Origin of the sequence: Methylobacterium sp. 1030 (assembly GCF_040544715.1) — a bacterium.
GTDB lineage: Bacteria > Pseudomonadota > Alphaproteobacteria > Rhizobiales > Beijerinckiaceae > Methylobacterium.
On the sequence record NZ_JBEPKM010000016.1, the window covers coordinates 132159 to 148816 of the forward strand.

At 71.4% G+C, this 16658-nt stretch carries 17 protein-coding genes and 1 pseudogene; 5 read left to right on the forward strand and 13 right to left on the reverse strand.

Annotation, left to right across the window (positions count from 1 at the left end; translation table 11 throughout):
• Window positions 1-93: 93 nt before the first annotated feature.
• Window positions 94-486 (forward strand): YidB family protein, encoded by a 393-nt coding sequence (locus ABIC30_RS22780; RefSeq protein WP_020094210.1) that lies wholly within the window; start codon window positions 94-96, stop codon window positions 484-486.
• Between the two features lie 9 nt (window positions 487-495).
• On the opposite strand, the gene ABIC30_RS22785 is transcribed toward ABIC30_RS22780, so the two are convergent.
• On the reverse strand, window positions 496-768 hold the full coding sequence (locus tag ABIC30_RS22785) for a hypothetical protein (protein ID WP_020094211.1): 273 nt from the start codon (window positions 766-768) through the stop codon (window positions 496-498).
• 157 nt (window positions 769-925) lie between these two features.
• Here ABIC30_RS22785 and ABIC30_RS22790 point away from each other — a divergent pair.
• A pseudogene (locus tag ABIC30_RS22790) lies at window positions 926-1273 on the forward strand (YidB family protein); the annotation flags it as partial.
• Between the two features lie 136 nt (window positions 1274-1409).
• On the opposite strand, the gene ABIC30_RS22795 reads toward ABIC30_RS22790, so the two are convergent.
• A complete protein-coding gene (locus tag ABIC30_RS22795) occupies window positions 1410-2915 on the reverse strand; it encodes a peptidoglycan DD-metalloendopeptidase family protein (RefSeq protein WP_103985593.1) in 1506 nt (501 codons plus the stop codon).
• Window positions 2916-3106: 191 nt separating this feature from the next.
• On the opposite strand from ABIC30_RS22795, the gene ABIC30_RS22800 reads away from it, so the two are divergent.
• Window positions 3107-3646, forward strand: a complete 540-nt coding sequence (locus tag ABIC30_RS22800; RefSeq protein WP_331327313.1) for a GNAT family N-acetyltransferase — start codon at window positions 3107-3109, stop codon at window positions 3644-3646.
• Between the two features lie 108 nt (window positions 3647-3754).
• On the opposite strand, the gene ABIC30_RS22805 is transcribed toward ABIC30_RS22800, so the two are convergent.
• The 5 genes from ABIC30_RS22805 to ABIC30_RS22825 form a co-directional block, all read right to left on the reverse strand.
• Window positions 3755-5032 carry a porin gene (locus ABIC30_RS22805; RefSeq protein WP_020094215.1) on the reverse strand — a complete coding sequence of 426 codons (1278 nt, stop codon included), beginning with the start codon at window positions 5030-5032 and terminating at the stop codon, window positions 3755-3757.
• Between the two features lie 223 nt (window positions 5033-5255).
• The gene (locus tag ABIC30_RS22810; RefSeq protein ID WP_331327312.1) at window positions 5256-6104 is read right to left on the reverse strand and encodes a 23S rRNA (adenine(2030)-N(6))-methyltransferase RlmJ; all 849 of its coding nucleotides are present in this window, start codon (window positions 6102-6104) and stop codon (window positions 5256-5258) included.
• 66 nt (window positions 6105-6170) lie between these two features.
• A complete protein-coding gene (locus ABIC30_RS22815; RefSeq protein ID WP_132367473.1) occupies window positions 6171-6845 on the reverse strand; it encodes a ribonuclease T2 family protein in 675 nt (224 codons plus the stop codon).
• Window positions 6846-6847: 2 nt separating this feature from the next.
• Window positions 6848-7309: a hypothetical protein gene (locus ABIC30_RS22820; RefSeq protein ID WP_020094218.1), complete on the reverse strand. Its 462-nt coding sequence runs from the start codon at window positions 7307-7309 to the stop codon at window positions 6848-6850.
• Between the two features lie 203 nt (window positions 7310-7512).
• Window positions 7513-8508, reverse strand: coding sequence for an extensin-like domain-containing protein (locus ABIC30_RS22825; RefSeq protein ID WP_354456112.1), 996 nt, complete (start codon window positions 8506-8508; stop codon window positions 7513-7515).
• Between the two features lie 111 nt (window positions 8509-8619).
• Here ABIC30_RS22825 and ABIC30_RS22830 point away from each other — a divergent pair, with 111 nt between their 5' ends.
• Window positions 8620-9852, forward strand: coding sequence for an amidase (locus tag ABIC30_RS22830; RefSeq protein ID WP_020094220.1), 1233 nt, complete (start codon window positions 8620-8622; stop codon window positions 9850-9852).
• 42 nt (window positions 9853-9894) lie between these two features.
• Here ABIC30_RS22830 and ABIC30_RS22835 read toward each other — a convergent pair whose 3' ends face one another.
• Together ABIC30_RS22835 and ABIC30_RS22840 are read right to left on the reverse strand one after the other, a co-directional pair.
• Window positions 9895-11040, reverse strand: a complete 1146-nt coding sequence (locus ABIC30_RS22835) for an AI-2E family transporter (protein WP_020094221.1) — start codon at window positions 11038-11040, stop codon at window positions 9895-9897.
• Window positions 11041-11388: 348 nt separating this feature from the next.
• The gene (locus ABIC30_RS22840) at window positions 11389-11856 is read right to left on the reverse strand and encodes a molybdenum cofactor biosynthesis protein MoaE (RefSeq protein ID WP_020094223.1); all 468 of its coding nucleotides are present in this window, start codon (window positions 11854-11856) and stop codon (window positions 11389-11391) included.
• A gap of 167 nt (window positions 11857-12023) precedes the next feature.
• On the opposite strand from ABIC30_RS22840, the gene ABIC30_RS22845 reads away from it, so the two are divergent.
• Window positions 12024-13043, forward strand: coding sequence for a gamma carbonic anhydrase family protein (locus ABIC30_RS22845; protein WP_354456113.1), 1020 nt, complete (start codon window positions 12024-12026; stop codon window positions 13041-13043).
• A gap of 50 nt (window positions 13044-13093) precedes the next feature.
• On the opposite strand, the gene ABIC30_RS22850 is transcribed toward ABIC30_RS22845, so the two are convergent.
• The 4 genes from ABIC30_RS22850 to ABIC30_RS22865 all read right to left on the reverse strand — a co-directional run bounded on the left by ABIC30_RS22850 (window position 13094) and on the right by ABIC30_RS22865 (window position 16459).
• Window positions 13094-13822, reverse strand: coding sequence for an amino acid ABC transporter ATP-binding protein (locus ABIC30_RS22850; protein WP_056534124.1), 729 nt, complete (start codon window positions 13820-13822; stop codon window positions 13094-13096).
• Between the two features lie 152 nt (window positions 13823-13974).
• Complete coding sequence (locus ABIC30_RS22855) at window positions 13975-14667, reverse strand: amino acid ABC transporter permease (RefSeq protein WP_020094226.1); 693 nt, start codon at window positions 14665-14667, stop codon at window positions 13975-13977.
• A gap of 56 nt (window positions 14668-14723) precedes the next feature.
• Complete coding sequence (locus tag ABIC30_RS22860) at window positions 14724-15446, reverse strand: amino acid ABC transporter permease (protein WP_059409257.1); 723 nt, start codon at window positions 15444-15446, stop codon at window positions 14724-14726.
• An 89-nt stretch (window positions 15447-15535) separates the two neighbouring features.
• Window positions 15536-16459, reverse strand: a complete 924-nt coding sequence (locus ABIC30_RS22865) for an amino acid ABC transporter substrate-binding protein (protein WP_056533904.1) — start codon at window positions 16457-16459, stop codon at window positions 15536-15538.
• Between the last annotated feature and the right edge of the window lie 199 nt (window positions 16460-16658).

Here is a 16658-nt window from a genome sequence, read left to right on the forward strand (position 1 = left end):
AGCCGGTTCGCCGCGCAATTGCCGCACGCGCTTGCCGTCGCCGGTTCGCGCCCGACTTCACCCTGCGACGAAGAAGCGCGACGGTGGAGAACCATGGGCCTGCTCGACGGTGCGAAGACCCTGATCGGCGATGTGGTTGCGGCGGCCGACCGGGCCCTCGAGGAGACCGGCAGCGGCAAGCTCGCCCTGTCGCTGGCGAAGTTCTATCCCGGCGGCCTCCCGTCCTTCCTCGACCGCCTGCGGGAGACCGGGCACGGGGAGGCGGTGGCATCCTGGCTCGGCTCGGGCGCGCGGCAGACGGTGCCGGAGAGCGCCATCGCGGCCTGCCTGCCGCAGGGCGTGACCGAGCGCCTCGCGTACGATCTCGGCGTTCCGGAGGCGCGGGTCCCCACAGTGCTGGCGGAGTTCCTGCCCGCGGCGGTCGCCGACCAGAGCGAGAACGGCACGCTGAAGCCGCAGCCGAATTTCAGCACCCAGGTCCGCTGATCGCCCACCTCACGGGGCGGCGCACTTCATCTGCGGCGGCGCGGTCGCGCAGCTCAGGTGGCAGCTCTGCCTGGCGAAGCAGAACCACGACAGTTCGCCGCTCTTCAGGCAGGAGCCGCCACAATGGCGGTACGTGCCATAGAGCGGCCGAACGAAGACGGCATCCGCTAGAGGGCGCTCTTGAGCAAAGCGCTCCTGCACCGGACGCGTCGCTTCCGCGTCCGGCAGGGCCGCGGAGACGGACGCGACCGCGAGCACGCATGACAGCGCCAGGGATCTCATGAGAGCCGACCGCGGACCGATGTCCCGGCCGGCATTCCGGACCAAAGGCCGATCGCTGTCGACTAAATTGCGGTTCACACCGGCGCGTCGCGGACCACCGGCCTCTCCCGCTTCGCGGAGATTGCTCTAGACTCGCGCCACTGACCATTCGACGGGGGTCCACATGAGTCTGCTCAACACTCTCGGCGGCTCGCTGGGGCAGATCGCGCTGAAGGCACTGCCGGGCGTGATCCAGCAGGTGCTGCCCGGCGGACTGAACGCGCTGCTCGATCAGCTCCGGCGCTCCGGCTACGAGAGCCAGGTCAATTCCTGGCTCGGCCGCGGCCCGAACGAGCCGATCACAGCCGAGGATCTGCGCAAGGTCCTCGACAACGAGCAGGTGCGCCAGATGGCGGAGAAGCTCGGCGTTCCGATGGACCAGCTGTTCCCGACCCTGGCGCAGGCCCTGCCCGAGACCGTCGACCGTCACAGCCCCGAGGGGACGCTGCAGGCGCCGAAGGCTTAGGACAGCCGGCGCGGGTCGCGAGCCGGGGCGGCCGGACGGCGGACGACGCGAAACGGCGGCCCCGTCCGGGACCGCCGCCGCATCTTGCCTCTCGTTCGGTGCCGCGCGGGCCGGCCTCGGCCCCGCGCGGTCCGTCTCAGTTGCTGGCGAGCTGGGACATCGGATCCACGGGCGCGCCGCCCTTGCGGATCTCGAAGTGCAGCTGCGGCGAGGTCACGTTTCCGGAGGCGCCGGACTTCGCGATGGTCTGGCCGCGCTTGACCTTCTCGCCGGGCTTCACGTCGATCTCGCCGTTATGGGCGTAGGCCGAGACGTAGCCGTTGGCGTGGCGCACGAGGACCAGCTTGCCGTAGCCCTTCACGTCGGAGCCGGCATAGGCGACCGTGCCCTCCTCGGCGGCCTTGACCGGAGTACCCTCCGGCACGGCGATGTTGATGCCCTCGTTGCCGGAGGTGCCGTAGCCGGAGATCACCCGGCCCTTGGCGGGCCAGCGGAAGTTCTCCGTCGCCTCGGCCACGGAGCCGGTGGCGGCGGGCTCGGGCTTGGCCGGCGCGGCAGCGACCGGGGCCGCCTTCGGCGCCTCCTTGGCGGCGACCTTCTCGACCTTCTCGGCGGCGGCAGCCTCCTTGGCAGCCTCCTTGGCGGCCTTCTGGGCGGCTTCCTTGGCGGCCTTCGCCTCGGCCAGCTTCTGGGCGGCCTCCGCCTTCGCGGCGGCCTTCGCCTCGGCCTTGGCCTCCTGAGCCTTCGCCTCGGCCTTCGCCTTGGCCTCGGCCTTCGGATCCGCCTTCTTCTCGTCGGCCTTCTTCTCGTCCGCCTTGGCGACCTGTCCCGGGCGCACGTGCTTCGGCTTCTCGCCCTCCTTCAGGGCGACGTCCTTGCGGGTCTTGGCGTCGGCGACCTTGCGGGCGGCGGCGTCGCGGGCGAGCGCCTCCTTGCGCTCCGCCTCCTTCTCGGCGGCGGCGGCCTTCTGCGCGGCCTCCTTGGCGGCCTTCGCCTCGGCCAGCTTCTGGGCGGCCTCCTTGGCGGCTTCCTTGGCCTCCTCTCGCTTGGTCGCGATCTTGTTCTCGACCTGCTTGGCGTCCTCGCGCTTCTCCTCGGCGGCCCGGGCCGGCCGGGCGGTCATCGGGGACGCGGCGGGGTTCAGCCCGGAGGCGTTGTAGACCGGGATCACGATCTGGCGGCCGGGCGTGATCTGGTTCGCGTTGCTCAGGCCGTTGGCGGCCAGGATCGCCGAAGCGGGCACGCCGAAGCGGGTCGACATCTGGTTCAGGCTGTCGTTGCGCGACACGGTGATCTGCGTGCCACCCTCGGCGCTCCAGCCGACCTTGCCGGTCGAGGCGACGCGGGTCGCGGGGGCGGCGGCGTTGGTCTGAACCGGCGTCGCGGCGGCGGACGGCCGCGCGGCGGCGGGGGCGCCGAGCGCCTCCGACTGGATGCGGCCCGTCCGGACCGGCGGGACGGACTTGAGGCTCCCGTCCGGCAGGCTGCCGGTCGCGGAGGGTTCCGAGTCGAACGGGTTCGAGAACGGGTTCGTCAGACGCGACGCGTCCGACGAACAGGCGGCAGCCGCACCGCCGATGATGCCGATGAGCGCGACGCGCGACAGCGTCCGCAACATCTGACCCGTACCGCGCACCCGCATCGACGCACCCGTTTGCCTGACGCAACCTGATGCGCCAATGAAGACGGATTCAGGTTAAGCAACCGTTCCCGTTCCGGCGGTCTGCGACCCTGGAGCGAAGGTAGGTGCAAGGTTTTCGCGCGGCCCAGAGGATGATTCCCGCTCGCGGGATCGTCCCTTTTCGTAACCGGCCGGCACCCCACATCGCATCCATGTTTACCATCCGCGGCGCGCGCGACACCCTGGCCGACCTGCCGGCGCTCGAGACGGCGCGCCTCGCGATCGCCGCCCTCCGGCCTGCCGACGCGCCGGCCGTCCGCGCGCTCACCGACGATCCGGCCATCACCGCGGCGGTGGATTTCCTGCCGACGCCGTTCACCCTGCAAGATGCCGAGGACCTGATTCGCAGCTGCGCCCGGGGCCGGGACTGCTTCCTCGGCGCCTGGACGCGGGACGGCGCGCCCGATCCGCCCGGGCGCGCGCTCGTCGGCGTCTTCGGCACGCACCTGCGCGGCGCCGGCACGATCGAGATCGGGTACTGGGTCGGCGGCGCCGCCCGCGGGCGCGGCTACGCCTACGAGGCCGTGTCGGCGATCCTCGATCTCCTCGGGGGGCGCTTCCCGGCGCGCGTCGTCGTGGCGGAGTGCCGCCCCGCCAACGTCGCCTCCTGGGGCCTTCTGGAGAAGCTCGGCTTCCGTGACACCGGCGAGGAGGGCCATCGGCCGGGCCGGCGCCTGCTCAGGCGGGACTGACGCCCGGGATCGGGCCGGCACCGACGTGCGCGGCCACGAGAAAGCCCCCGGACCGGAGGCCGGGGGCTCGAGGACGACCCGTTTCCTGAAGCGGACCGGGCGGTCCGATCAGAAGGTGATGCCGGTCTCGACCATGTAGCGGTCCTGCGAGGTGCGGTTGCCGGTGCGGCCGAAGCCGGTGCCGAGCGTGCCTTCCGCGAGGTTGCCGCGGGTGATCCCGCCGAGCTCGACGTGGGCGTACTCCACCCGGAAGAAGTAGCGGTCGAAGGTGAAGGTCGGCGTGACGGTCACCGAGAAGGCGTTGCTGCCGGCGCCGAAGCCCAGCAGGTTGGTGCCGCCCGACCCGCGGACGCCGGTCTGCTCGGTGTACTCGACGCGGCCGGCCAGGGCGAAGTTGTCGGTGAAGGAGTAGGCCGCCAGCAGCGCCCCGCCGTAGGTCGAGGCCGAGTTGGCGATGCCGACGCGCAGGTCACGCTCGACGTTGGTGAACTGGAAGTACGGCGAGATGATCCACGGGCCGTTCGCGTAGGTGTAGTTGATGTTGAAGATGCCGCTGTTCTGCTGGAGGTTCGGCGTCGCGAACTGGTAGCGCGGGCTGCGGTCGAGGGCGTTGGTCCGGCCGAGGTTCAGGCCGCCGTTGACGCCGATCGTGTTGTAGTCGTCGAGCTTGTAGGCGACGTTGCCGGTGAACCACGAGATCTCGTTGGAGAAGAACCCGTCCGTGCCGGCGACCGACACCGAGAGCGGCCCGCTGCTGTAGTTGACCTGCACGCCCTGGTTGATGAAGTTCTCCTGCACGAACAGGAGGCCGCGGTTGATGTTCAGGTTCTGGTAGGTGAACAGCAGCTCGGTGCCGATCATGGTGAACATCCGGCCGCCCTGGACCGACCATTCATCGTTGATCTGGATCTTGCCGTAGGCGACCGGGACCGGGCCGAACAGGAGGTCGGTCTGGGTGAAGGTGCTGAGGGTGGGGAAGCCGAGCTGCGGGATCGAGTAGCCGCCGGCCTGGATGTAGAACTGGAACGCGCCCTCGGGCTTCTGGATGATGCCCTGCACGTTCGAGAAGTCGAACCGGGCCGCGCGGTCGCGGTCGTTGGGCGCCGCCGGGGTCGAGAACGACGCGAACGGGTTCGACTGGGTGTAGCCGTAGCCGGTGATGGCGCCGCCCACGTAGAGGTCGCCGAGCGGTCCGGCCGAGAAGCAGCTCGGATTCGGGTTGGCCTTGATCACGCCGCCGTAGGCCGGGCCGAGGAGCGTGGCCTTGCAGGGCTCGGCGGGGGGCGCGACCGGAACCGGCGCCGGAGCCGACAGGTCGGCCGCGAGGATGCTGGTCGAGGACAGCAGCACGGTGGCCAGTCCGGCCAGGGTGGATCGCTTCAGCATGGTGTCGCAGCTCGTTCGGGTTCGTCGACGGCCAAGCTGACATCGCGGTGCGATTGACACAAAATCAAACATAGAGCAGTTGCATAATTTTTGGGCAGTTCCGTATCGCTGATCACGTTCAATGCGGAAATGTGACTTTGCCGCCACAATTGTATCGGAACCCCGGCCTTTTCCTTCCGCGCAGGCCCGGAGGTCTTCCGCGCGGCGCCCCAATTCTACCGAGTCAGGCGGCCGGGCCGATCGGATCGCAGCGAAACCCTCCGAAGTCCTGCCGGGCCAGACGTTCTGCGAACGCCGGCAGGAACAGCATCGCCTCATCGGCGAGGCGCCAGGGCGGGTTGACGACGATCAGGCCGCTGCCGGTCAGCCGCGTCGGGTCGTCCGGCCGGTCGATCAGCAGGTCGAGCCGCAGGGCGGGGCGGGGCAGGGCGGCCCCGAGGTCGCGGACCATCCGGTCGAGGGCCGCGGCGTCCTTGATCGGGTACCAGGCCAGGAACAGGCCGGTCGGCCACTTCGCCACCGCGCGGGCGAGATGGGCGCCGAGGCGCTCGATCTCGCCGGGCACCTCGTAGGGCGGGTCGATCAGCACGAGGCCGCGCCGCTCCGGCGGCGGGATCTGCGCGTTGATCGCGGTCCAGCCGTCGAGGTTCATGACCTTCGTGCGGGGATCGCGCGCGTAGCGGCCCTGCAGGGTCGCGGCGTCCGCCGGGTGCAGCTCGACGAACACGCCCTTGTCGCCGGGGCGGAGCGCCTCGCGGATCACGGCCGGCGAGCCCGGATAGGCGGTGGCGCCGTATCGAGCGCGCACCGCCGCCACCGCGGCCCGGTAGGGCTCCAGCAGCGCCTCCACCTCCGGCGCGAAGGGCGCCGCCATCCGGCCCCAGCCGTCCCGCCACTCGCCGGTCCGGGCCGCCTCGTCGGCCTCGAGATCGTAGACGCCGAGGCCCGCGAAGGCGTCCAGCGCCCGGAACGGCTTGTCCTTGAGGCGCAGGTGGTCGAGCACCCGCGCCAGGACGAGGTGCTTGAGGACGTCGGCGTGGTTGCCGGCGTGGAAGGCGTGCCGATAGTTCATGGCAGCGCGCTGAAGCCGATCCCGGGCGCCGGGTCCAGGGGCCGGTGCGCGAAAGGCGGAAAAAACTCAGCGCGCGGCGTCGAGGCCCACCTCGGGCGCCCGGCAATTGCCGCGGGCGACCTCGGGACAGGGGGTGAAGCCGCGCAGGTCCTTGCCGAAGCAAATCCGGACCTCCTGCAGCTGCCCGCGGGTGCAGGTGACCGCCATCATGTCGGGGCGCAGGCCGCGATTGGCCGCCACGAACTGCCGCGCGATCTCGATCGGCGCGAGGGTCTGCGGCGGGGCGCCGCCCTTGAGCCCGTCGGGGATCGTCACCGCGAGCCGCGCCGCGCGGGCGGCCGCGAAATAGGCGGCGGGATCGAGGCCCGAGCAGGTGCCGTGCTTGCGCCACTCGTACCGGGCGAGACCCTCGCTCGGGTAGACCTGCCCGGCAACCTCCATCGCCTGCCGGGTCGGCGCGCGGTTCACCGCCGAGCAGTTCTGCGGGTACCCGCTCGCGTATTGCGGCCACAGGCCGTGGACGACGAAGCCCAGGCCGCGCCCGGGGGCGCACTGGACGTCGTCCCGGCGGGCGCCCGGCCCCGCGCAGTAGGTCGGCGACCACGACAGGGCGAGGACGTAGAAGTCGAAGTCGCCGGGCGCGCCGCGCCGGGCGAAGCCGCCGTAATCCTGGGCGGCGGCCGGGGCGGCGGCCGACCCGGCGAGGAGCAGGCCCGCGAGGCCGGCGGCGCGCCCGCGCATGGTCAGGGACGCGCCATCCGGCAGGCGGTGGCGTAGGCGTAGGAGAGGTCCCGGTCGAGACCGTGGATGCAGAACTCGACGCCCCAGGTCGCGCCGATGATCCCGAGGCTCTCGCGCACCGAGTAGTCGACCTTGCGGCGGACCCCGTCGGAGGTGGTCACGGTCGCGGTGCAGAACCGGCGCGGATAGGTGTCGAGGCCCCAGGGCCGCCACGCGGTGCGCTCGATCGTGTCGAAGGACAGGATCGTCATCGACGAGTTCCAGAACTTCGCCTCCTTCTCGGCGAAGTTGGTCGAGACCCGCTCCAGCACCGACGGGTCCTGGCAGCCCGGGATCTGCGCGTCGAACGGGAAGATCCGCTCCTCGGCGGGCTCGATGTCCTCCCGGGCCGACCGGGCGAGCGCCGGCTGGGCCAGGGCGAGAAGGGCCAGCCCGAGGGCGAAGCCGTGAAGAACCGGGCGCATGGCGCGTGCCTCGACGGATGTGCGATCCTGCATTCGCGAACGATGGCTTCGCCGCGCCGCCAGTCAAGCTCCGGCAGTCCCGCGCCGGCGCTTTGCCGGCCTGTGCGGCGCGGCCGCTACAGTCACCGGTCGGGGCGCGGCGCGGGATCGGCGCCCGGCCGGATCCGGCGCCCGGCGCGAGCCCCGCGGGTCGCGCCCGCCTCTCAGTAGATCGGCTCCGCGCTCGGCGGCGCGCCGAGCTGCAGCGGCTCGTCATACTCCTGCGCGGGCTCCTCGTGGGCGGCGGCGACCCGCGGCGCCGGCCGCGCGGGCGGCGCCGCGGTGTAGGCCGAGGCCGCGGCCGGACGGTCGAGGGGCCGGGCGGGCGCACGGGCGACCTGGGTCGCGCTCCCGGCCTTCGACATCGGCGACACGCCGTAGGGATCGTCCTCCTCGACGTCCACCGGCGCCTGAGGGCCGGCGGGCTGGCGCTGCGGCGGGATCGGGCGGCTCAGCGGCCGCTCGGCCCCGGTGCCGAGCTGCGGCGTGAACTTGATCAGCGGCTTGCAGATCCGGCGCAGACCGCGCGGGTCGTGCCGTGCGAGATCGACGTGGATGTGATCGTAGTGGAACACGTTCGAGCCGGGCGCCAGCACGGTGGTGAAGCGCTGGCAGGCGCCCAGGAAGATCTCGCGCAGGAAGCCCTGCTCGGCCTCCGTGCCGCGCCAGCCGCCCTTGACGGTGATCACGTGGCCGTCGGCGAGCTTGATCGACATGACGTCGATCGCGTTCCCGAAACCGTGCTCGGAGAGCTTGGCGCCGGGCTGGTTGTTGCGGCCGCGGCAGGAATAGGAGCCGGCGTTGATCTCGGCCACCGGCACGCCGAAGTAGAGGTTGGCGGCCGGCTGGATCGTGTCGGCGAGCCACGCCTCGGCCTCGGCCAGCGCCGGGCAGCCCAGCGTCATCCGCTGCTTCAGCAGGACGGAGCCGCTGCCGAGCCGCGTCACCCGGAAGGGCTGCTGCATGCCGCAGGGCCCCGGGCCATCCATCGCCGCGATGGGCGTGATGTACTCCGAGGGCTCGACGAGCTTCTTGGCCAGGCAGACCTGCTCCGCCTGATCGCGCCACGGTTCACGTCGCTCGAAATGATTGATCGAGCACGCGGTGAGGCCCGCACCGAACAGCGCAAGGGCCGAGAACAGGGATACGCCACGCCACATGACCCGGACGATGCGCACGGTCGCGTAAAGCGTTCGTCAACGGCGTTTCGGGAATGCCGTCGGCTGTGGCGTCTCGGTTGACAGCGCCGCGGACCGCGGACTGAATGCATTATGCTCTCGCTTCTCGACCTCCGCGCCCGCATCGAAGCCGGCACCCTGACGCCCGCGGGCGCGATCGACCTGTGCCGCGCCGCGATCGCCGCGCGGGAGCCGGACCTGCGCGCGCTGGTCACCCTCGACGCGGCGCCGGCGATCCCCGAGACCGGGCCGCTCGCCGGCATCGCGGTCGGCGTGAAGGACATCATCGACAGCGCGGGCCTGCCGACCCAGATGGGCTCGCCGATCTACGCGGGCTGGAAGCCCCGGGGCGACGCCGCGGTCGTGAGCCGGCTGAAGCAGCTCGGTGCCGTCGCCCTCGCCAAGACCACCACCACGGCCTTCGCCAGCAGCGATCCGACCGAGACGGTCAACCCGCACGATCCCGGCCACACGCCGGGGGGCTCCTCGGCGGGCTCGGCCGCCGCCGTCGGCGCCGGGATGCTGCCGCTGGCCCTGGGCACGCAGACGGCAGGCTCGGTGATCCGGCCAGCGAGCTTCTGCGGCTGCGCGGCGGTGAAGCCGTCGTTCCGGCTGATCCCCACGGTCGGCGTGAAGACCTACTCGTGGGCCCTCGACACGGTCGGGCTGTTCGCCGCCGGGGTCGCGGACGTCGCCCACGCCCTCGCGCTCGTCACCGGGCGGCCGGAGATCGAGCGGGCGGAGGGGGGCTCGGCGCCGCGCATCGCCGTGGTGCGGCAGGATTTCGCCGGCACCCCCGAGCCGGAGGCCGAGGCGGCGCTCACCCGCGCCCGGCAGGCGGCCGAGCGGTCCGGGGCGCGGGTGAGCGACCTCGCCCTGCCGACCGAGCTGGCGCAGGCCTGGGAACGCCACCGCCTCATCCAGAACTACGAGGGTCGGCTGGCGCTGGCCTGGGAGTACGACACGCAGGTCGACGCGCTGCCGCCGCGCACCCGCGCCCATCTCGATGACGGGGCGACGATCAGCCCGGCCCAGTACGATGACGGGCGCCGCCACGGCCATCACGCCCGCCGGGTGCTGAAGGGCCTCTTCGCCGATTACGACGCGATCCTGACCTTCTCGGCGCCGGGCCCGGCGCCCGCGACCCTGGCCTCGACGGGCGACCCGCGCTTCAACCAGCTGTGGACGCTGATGGGCGTGCCCTGCGTGAACGTGCCGGTGCCCGGCCACCGCCTGCCGGTGGGCGTCCAGGTGATCGGCCGCTTCGGCGACGACGGCCGGGCCCTGGCGGTCGCCCGGATGATCGAGGCCGCGCTGCGCGGCTGACCGGCCGCCCGCGCCCGTCGACGGCGCGGGCGCCCGGGGCGCTCAGCTGCTCGGCTGCTCGTGGAGCGTGTCCTCCACGTAGAGCTGCTCCAGCAGGACCTTGATCACCGCCATCAGCGGCAGGGCGAGGGCGATGCCCCAGAGCCCGAAGATCACGCCCAGGATCAGCTGGCCGGCGAAGATCGTGGCCGGCGGGATGTCGAGCGCCCGCTTCTGGATGAACGGCGTCAGGCCGTAGCTCTCCAGGCACTGGACCGCGAGATAGACGCCGATCGCGCCGATCACCGCCTTCGTGCCCGAGGCCAGGGCGGCCAGGACGATGACGAGGCCCGCCACCAGCGGCCCGACCGTGGGCACGAAGGCGAGCAGGCCAGCCTGCAGGCCGAGGATCAGCGCGCCGCCGATACCCAGGAAGGCGAGGCCGGCCCAGGTGCACAGGAAGATCACCGCCATGATAATCAGCTGGCCGAACAGCCAGTGGCGGAGGGTCTCGCCGGCCCCGTCGAGGACCTGGCTGGCCCGCCAGCGCTTCGCCGGCGGCACGAACCGGACGACCCCGTCCCGGTAGGCCTTCGGGTCGGCCGCGAAGGCGAGCCCCAGGAAGGCGATCACCAGCACGTTGCCGAGGGCGTCGAACAGGCCCAGGATCACCGCCGCGGCCGGCCCCAGGACGCTGCCGGCATCCGACACCATCGAGCTGCCGCCCTTCAGCAGGCCGTTGGCGAGGCCGCCGAGCCCCCCCTCTCTCTGGCCCGCATCCGTCGAGCCGTCCTTGCCACCGCCCTGCGGCGCGAGGCTCGGCACGTCGATGCCCCGCTCCGACAGCCAGCCCGTGACGGTTCCGGCCTGATCCTTGATCGTCGTCCCGAGGTCGCGGCCCTGCTGGACGATGGTGGCGCCGCCGTAGCTCCCGAAGCCGATCACCGCGGCGGCGACCGCGAGGCTGGCGATGGACAGCCGCAATCCTCGCCGGAGGGGCAGGACGCGGCCGAGCCCGCGGGTCAGGCCGTCGAGGAACACGCCGAGGAGCACCCCGGCGAAGATCAAGAGGAGCGTGCCGGCCGACATCCAGGCCAGGGCCAGCGCCACCACGAAGCACACCACGGCGATCCCCGAGGCCGCCAGCGGTGCGGCCCCGCGCCAGGGCCCGACGGGGCCGTCCAGTTCCTGAAGGCTGCTGTCCGACATCGTCGCTCCTAAACCGCGGGCTCACGAACGCCGTGGGCTCTCAGGGGTCAAGTCCGGCGGCCGGCTTCTGTGCAATCCGGGGTGGGGATGCGCGTCCGCGCGTCGTCCGCGCGTCGTCCGCGCAAGTCGCCGGACCGCAGGCTCCGGCCGCCGGGAGCCGCACCGTCGGCACGGACGGCGACCGACAGGGTCCGCCCCTCGGCCCGGGCCGGCCCATCGACACCGGCCATCGGCCCGGCGGCGTGGTCCGTCCCGGACTCGCGCGTCGGTGCCGCGGGCGCGGCCCCGATCATCGCGCCGATCGTCGAGCGCCCTGGGGCAGCCTGAGCGCGACCCCGGGCACGGCCATCAGGCCCAGCGGCCGGCCGCGGCCTCGTCGTGGGCCGCCGCCTCGACCCAGCCGCCGGTCGTGCCGTCGGCGAGGTGCTCCCGCTTCCAGAACGGGGCGCGGGTCTTGAGGTAGTCCATCAGGAAGTCCGCGGCCTCGAACGCCGCGACCCGGTGGCTGGCGGCGGTGACCACCAGCACGATGCCGTCGCCCGGACGGACCAGGCCGTGCCGGTGGATCACCCGCAGGGCCTGGAGCGGCCAGCGCGCCATCGCCTCGTCGGCGACGCGCCGGATCTCGGCCTCGGCCATGCCGGGGTAGTGCTCCAGCTCGAGGGCGGTCAGCCGCCCGCCCTCGTCGCGGCACAGGCCGGTGAAGGTCACGACGGCGCCGGCCCGGCCGCCCAGCGCGGCGCTCAGGCCGGCGATCTCGGCCGCGGTGTCGAAGGGCTCGGCCTGGATGCCGACGCTCGGGACGGGGGCGCTCATGGCCCGATCCATAGGAGTCCCCGGCTTCGCGGACCAGCCCCGTCCCTGTCACACCCGGTCCCGCCTCTATATGACACGGTCCGTCGCGCCCTGCCGGCCCGGCGCGCGGCCCGCCATCGTCCGGATGTCCCCGCGCGCTCCGGACGGCGCTGGAGAAGGATACCCGCGTGACCCCCGACCTGATCCTGCCCTACGAAGGCGAGCAGCCGGACTTCGCCAGTCGCCCCGTCTGGTGCGGCCGCGGCAGCACGGTGATCGGCGCCGCCCGGATCGGCGCGCAGGCCTGGATCGGCGACGAGGCGGTGATTCGCGCGGACGGCCAGACCGTCACCCTCGGCGACCGCTTCTGGCTCGGCCACCGCTCGACGGTGCACATCGCCACCGCGACGCACGGCACCCGGTGCGGCGACCGGGTCACGGTCGGGCGCAACAGCGTGGTCCACGCCTGCACGCTCGGCTCCGACGTCGTCGTCGAGGACGACGTGGTGATCCTCGACGGCGCCGAGGTCGGCGACGGCGCGGTCCTCGAGGCCGGCGCGACGGTCTTCCCCCGGGCGACGCTGCCCGGCGGCTTCGCCTACGCGGGCAGCCCGGCCCGCCCCAGCCGCGCGATCGGATCCGACGAGGTCGCCGAGCGGGCCGAGCGGTTGCGCGAGCGGATGGGCGACGGGCCCGCGCTCCCGGCCGGGGAGGCGCTGGAGGTCGAGGACAGCGTCTTCGTGGCGCGCACCGCCCGCCTGCGCGGACGGGTGAGCCTCGGCGCCGGCGCGAGCGTGCTGTTCTGCTGCGACCTCAACGCGGAAGTCGGACCGATCGTGGTCGGCGCGGACACCAACATCCAGGACAACACGGTGATCCGCACCCGGGCGGACGGGGTGGTGATCGGGCGGGACACGACCATCGCCCACAATGTCCGGATCGCCGATTGCCGGATCGGGGCGCGGGCGCTGATCGGCATCGGCGCGACGATCGCGGCCGGCACCCTCATCGCCGACGACGTCATGCTGGCGGCCGGGGCCACCACCGATCCCGGGCAGATCCTGGAGGCCGGCTACCTCTGGGGCGGCCGCCCCGCCCGCATCCTGGGGCCCCTCGACGCCGAGAAGCGGGCCATGATGATCCGCATCGTCGAGGGCTACTGCCGGCACGGCCGGGAATACCGGGCCGCGCAGGAGGCGCTGGCCTGACGGCTCGCCGTCAGTGCTGACGGCCCGCCGTCAGTGCTGACGGCCCGCCGTCAGTGCTGCAGGATCTTCGACAGGAAGGTCTGCGCGCGCTCGGAGCGGGGGCTGCCGAAGAACTCGTCCTTCCGGGCGTCCTCGACGATCTCGCCGCGATCCATGAAGATCACCCGGTCGGCGACCTTGCGGGCGAAGCCCATCTCGTGGGTCACGACCATCATGGTCATGCCCTCCTTGGCGAGCTCCACCATCACGTCGAGCACCTCGCCGACCATCTCGGGGTCCAGCGCCGAGGTCGGCTCGTCGAACAGCATCACCACCGGGTTCATGGCGAGCGCCCGGGCGATGGCCACGCGCTGCTGCTGACCGCCCGAGAGCTGCCCCGGGAACTTGTTCGCGTGGGCGCCCAGGCCGACGCGGGCGAGCAGGTCGAGGCCGCGCTTCTTCGCGTCCTCGCCGCTGCGGCCCAGCACCTTGCGCTGGGCGATGGTGAGGTTCTCGGTGATCGACAGGTGCGGGAACAGCTCGAAGTGCTGGAACACCATGCCGACCCGCGAGCGGAGCTTCGGCAAATTGGTGGCCTTGTCGGCGACCTTCGTGCCGGCCACCGTGATCTGGCCCTTCTGGAAGGGCTCCAGGGCGTTGACGCACTTGATCAGGGTCGACTTGCCCGAGCCCGAGGGACCGCAGACGACCACGACCTCGCCCTTGGCGACCTGGGTGCTGCAGTTCGTCAGCACCTGGAAGTCGCCGTACCATTTGCTGATGTTGTCGATGGCGATCATCGTCTCGCCGGGGGCCACCGCCTGGGCGCCGGAGATCAGGCTGCCCGGCTGCAGGCCGGCATCCTTCGGCGCGTGGCTGGCATCGGCGACGGGTTCGGCGGCGGTGGGGGCCGGCATCGGGGACGAGGTCATGACACGGTCTCCAGTGTCGGTCAGCGGATGATGGCCACGCGGCGCTGCAGGCGGCGCACGAGGTACGAGGCCGAGAAGCAGATCGCAAAATAGACCACGGCGGCGAAGACATACATCTCGACGAGACGGCCGTCGCGCTGGGCGACCTTCGAGGCGGCGCCCATGAAGTCGGTGAGCGAGAGCACGTAGACCAGCGACGTGTCCTGGAACAGGATGATGGTCTGGGTCAGCAGCAGTGGCAGCATGTTGCGGAAGGCCTGGGGCAGGATCACGTTGCCCATGGTCTGCCAGTAGTTCATCCCGAGGGCCTGGGCGGCCGCCGTCTGACCCTTCGGGATCGACTGGATGCCGGCGCGCATGATCTCCGAGAAGTAGGCCGCCTCGAAGGCCATGAAGGTGATCAGGGCCGACGGGAAGGCGCCGACCTGGATCGGCGTCGAGGATCCGGTCAGATAGGCGCCGATATACGGCACCAGGAAGTAGAACCAGAAGATCACCAGAACCAGCGGCAGCGAGCGGCAGAGCTCGACGTAGGCCTTGGCGAGGTGCCACAGGCCGGGAATGCCCGACAGGCGCGCCATCGCCAGCAGCGTGCCGATGATGACGCCGCCCACGGCGGCCATGGCGGTGAGCGTCACGGTGAAGACCATGCCCTGACCGAACAGGTAGGGCAGGGACGAGACGATGACGGAGAAGTCGAAATTCGAGAGCATCGGGGCCTGTTACCGGTGGCCGTCGGGCGGGGTGGCGGAGCGGAAGCGGGCGGCCCTCAGCGCTGGCCGGGGATGGCGACCGCCTTCTCCAGGAAGGTCGCCGCCGTGACGACCACGAGGTTGATGATCACGTAGAGGATCGTCGCGGCCGTGAAGGCCTCGAACACCTGGAACGAGAATTCCTGCATCGAGCGGGCCCGGGCGGTCAGCTCCAGCAGACCGATGGTCAGCGCCACCGACGTGTTCTTGAGATTGTTGAGGAATTCCGAGGTCATCGGCGGCAGGATGATCCGGTAGGCGTTGGGCAGCAGCACGTAGCGGTAGGTCTGATAGGTGGTGAAGCCCATGGCGGTGCCGGCCATGCGCTGGCCCCGCGGCAGCGACTGGATGCCGGCGCGGACCTGCTCGGCCACGCGCGACGCGGTGAAGAAGCCGAGGCAGACCACCGCCGTGTAGAACGGCGCGTCCGGCAATTGCTTGATCGCGTCGCCGATCCGGGTCGGGACCACTTCGGGCAGCACGAAGTACCAGAGGAACATCTGGACCAGCAGCGGCACGTTGCGGAACAGCTCGACATAGGCCGTGCCGATCGCGTTCGCGGGCTTCGACGGCAGGGTGCGCAGCACGCCGACCAGGGAGCCCAGGAAGAAGGCGATCACCCAGGAGCAGAGCGCGGTCGTGATCGTCCACATGAGCCCCGAGAGCAGCATGTCGAGATACGTGCCGTTGCCCTCCGGCGAGGCGTCGAAGAAGATCCGCCAGTTCCAGTTGTAGTTCATCGCGCCGCTTCTACTGTGAACTTACAGAGACGCACCGCGGGCCGGAGCCCGCGGTGCGCATCATGGCATGAAACCGGACCGAACGGGTCTCAGTAGGCCGCCGGATCGGGGCTCGAGATCGGGGTCGTGAACTGCTTCTTCATCTCCGCGCTCATCGGCAGGTTGAGGTTGATGTTGCGCGGCGGGATCGGCTGGGTGAACCACTTGTCGTAGAGGGCCTTGCCCTCGGGGCTCGTGTAGAGCTTGGCGGTGGCGTCGTCCGCGACCTTCTTGAACTCCGTGTCGTCCTTGCGGAGCATGATGCCGTAGGGCTCGGGCTTCGACAGGGCCTCGGTGGAGATCTCGTAGGCGGAGGGGTCCTTCGACGAGGCGGCGAGCGAGGCGAGCAGCACGTCATCCATCACGAAGGCGGCGGCGCGGCCGGTCTCGACCATCAGGAACGCCTCGGCGTGGTCCTTGGCCGGCAGGATCGTCAGGCCGAGCTTGCGCTCCGTGTTGGCCTCGTTGATCTGCTTGATGTTCGTGGTGCCCGAGGTCGACACGACGGTCTTGCCCTTCAGGTCCTCGATCGTGTGCAGGTTGGCCGACTTCTTCGAGACGTAGCGGGTCGCGGTCAGGAAGTGCGAGTTGGTGAACCACACCTGCTTCTCGCGCTCGGCGTTGTTGGTGGTCGAGCCGCACTCGAGATCGATCGTGCCGTTCGCCATCAGCGGGATGCGGGTGGCGGAGGTGACCGGGTTGAGCTTCACCTCGAGGTTCGGGAGGTTGAGCTTGGCCTTCACCGCGTCGGCGATCTTGTAGCAGATGTCCATCGCGTAGCCGATCGGCTTCTGATCGGCGCCGAGATACGAGAACGGCACGGAGGCGTCGCGGTAGCCGATGACGATGGCGTTGGCGTCCTTCACCTTCTTGAGGGTGCCGGTCAGCTCCTGCGCCCCGACGCTCATCGGAGCGAGGACGAGGGTCAGGCCCAGCGCCGCGGCGGCGCCGCGGCGAGCGATATCAGACTGCATCGGTACGGAACTCCTGGATCGGGCCGAACGACATCGGCCGGCGGCGGGGTACGCGGGCCCGCCCGCTCGGGCGACGCCTTTGCAATGATGGTGCCGGGAGAAGGGGCGAAGCGCCGCGCGAGCCTGCGGCTGAGTACGGACAAGTTGCGGCCAAGCCTCTGCGCACGTCCGCAGATGCGGTCCCTGCCGTCCTCATGGC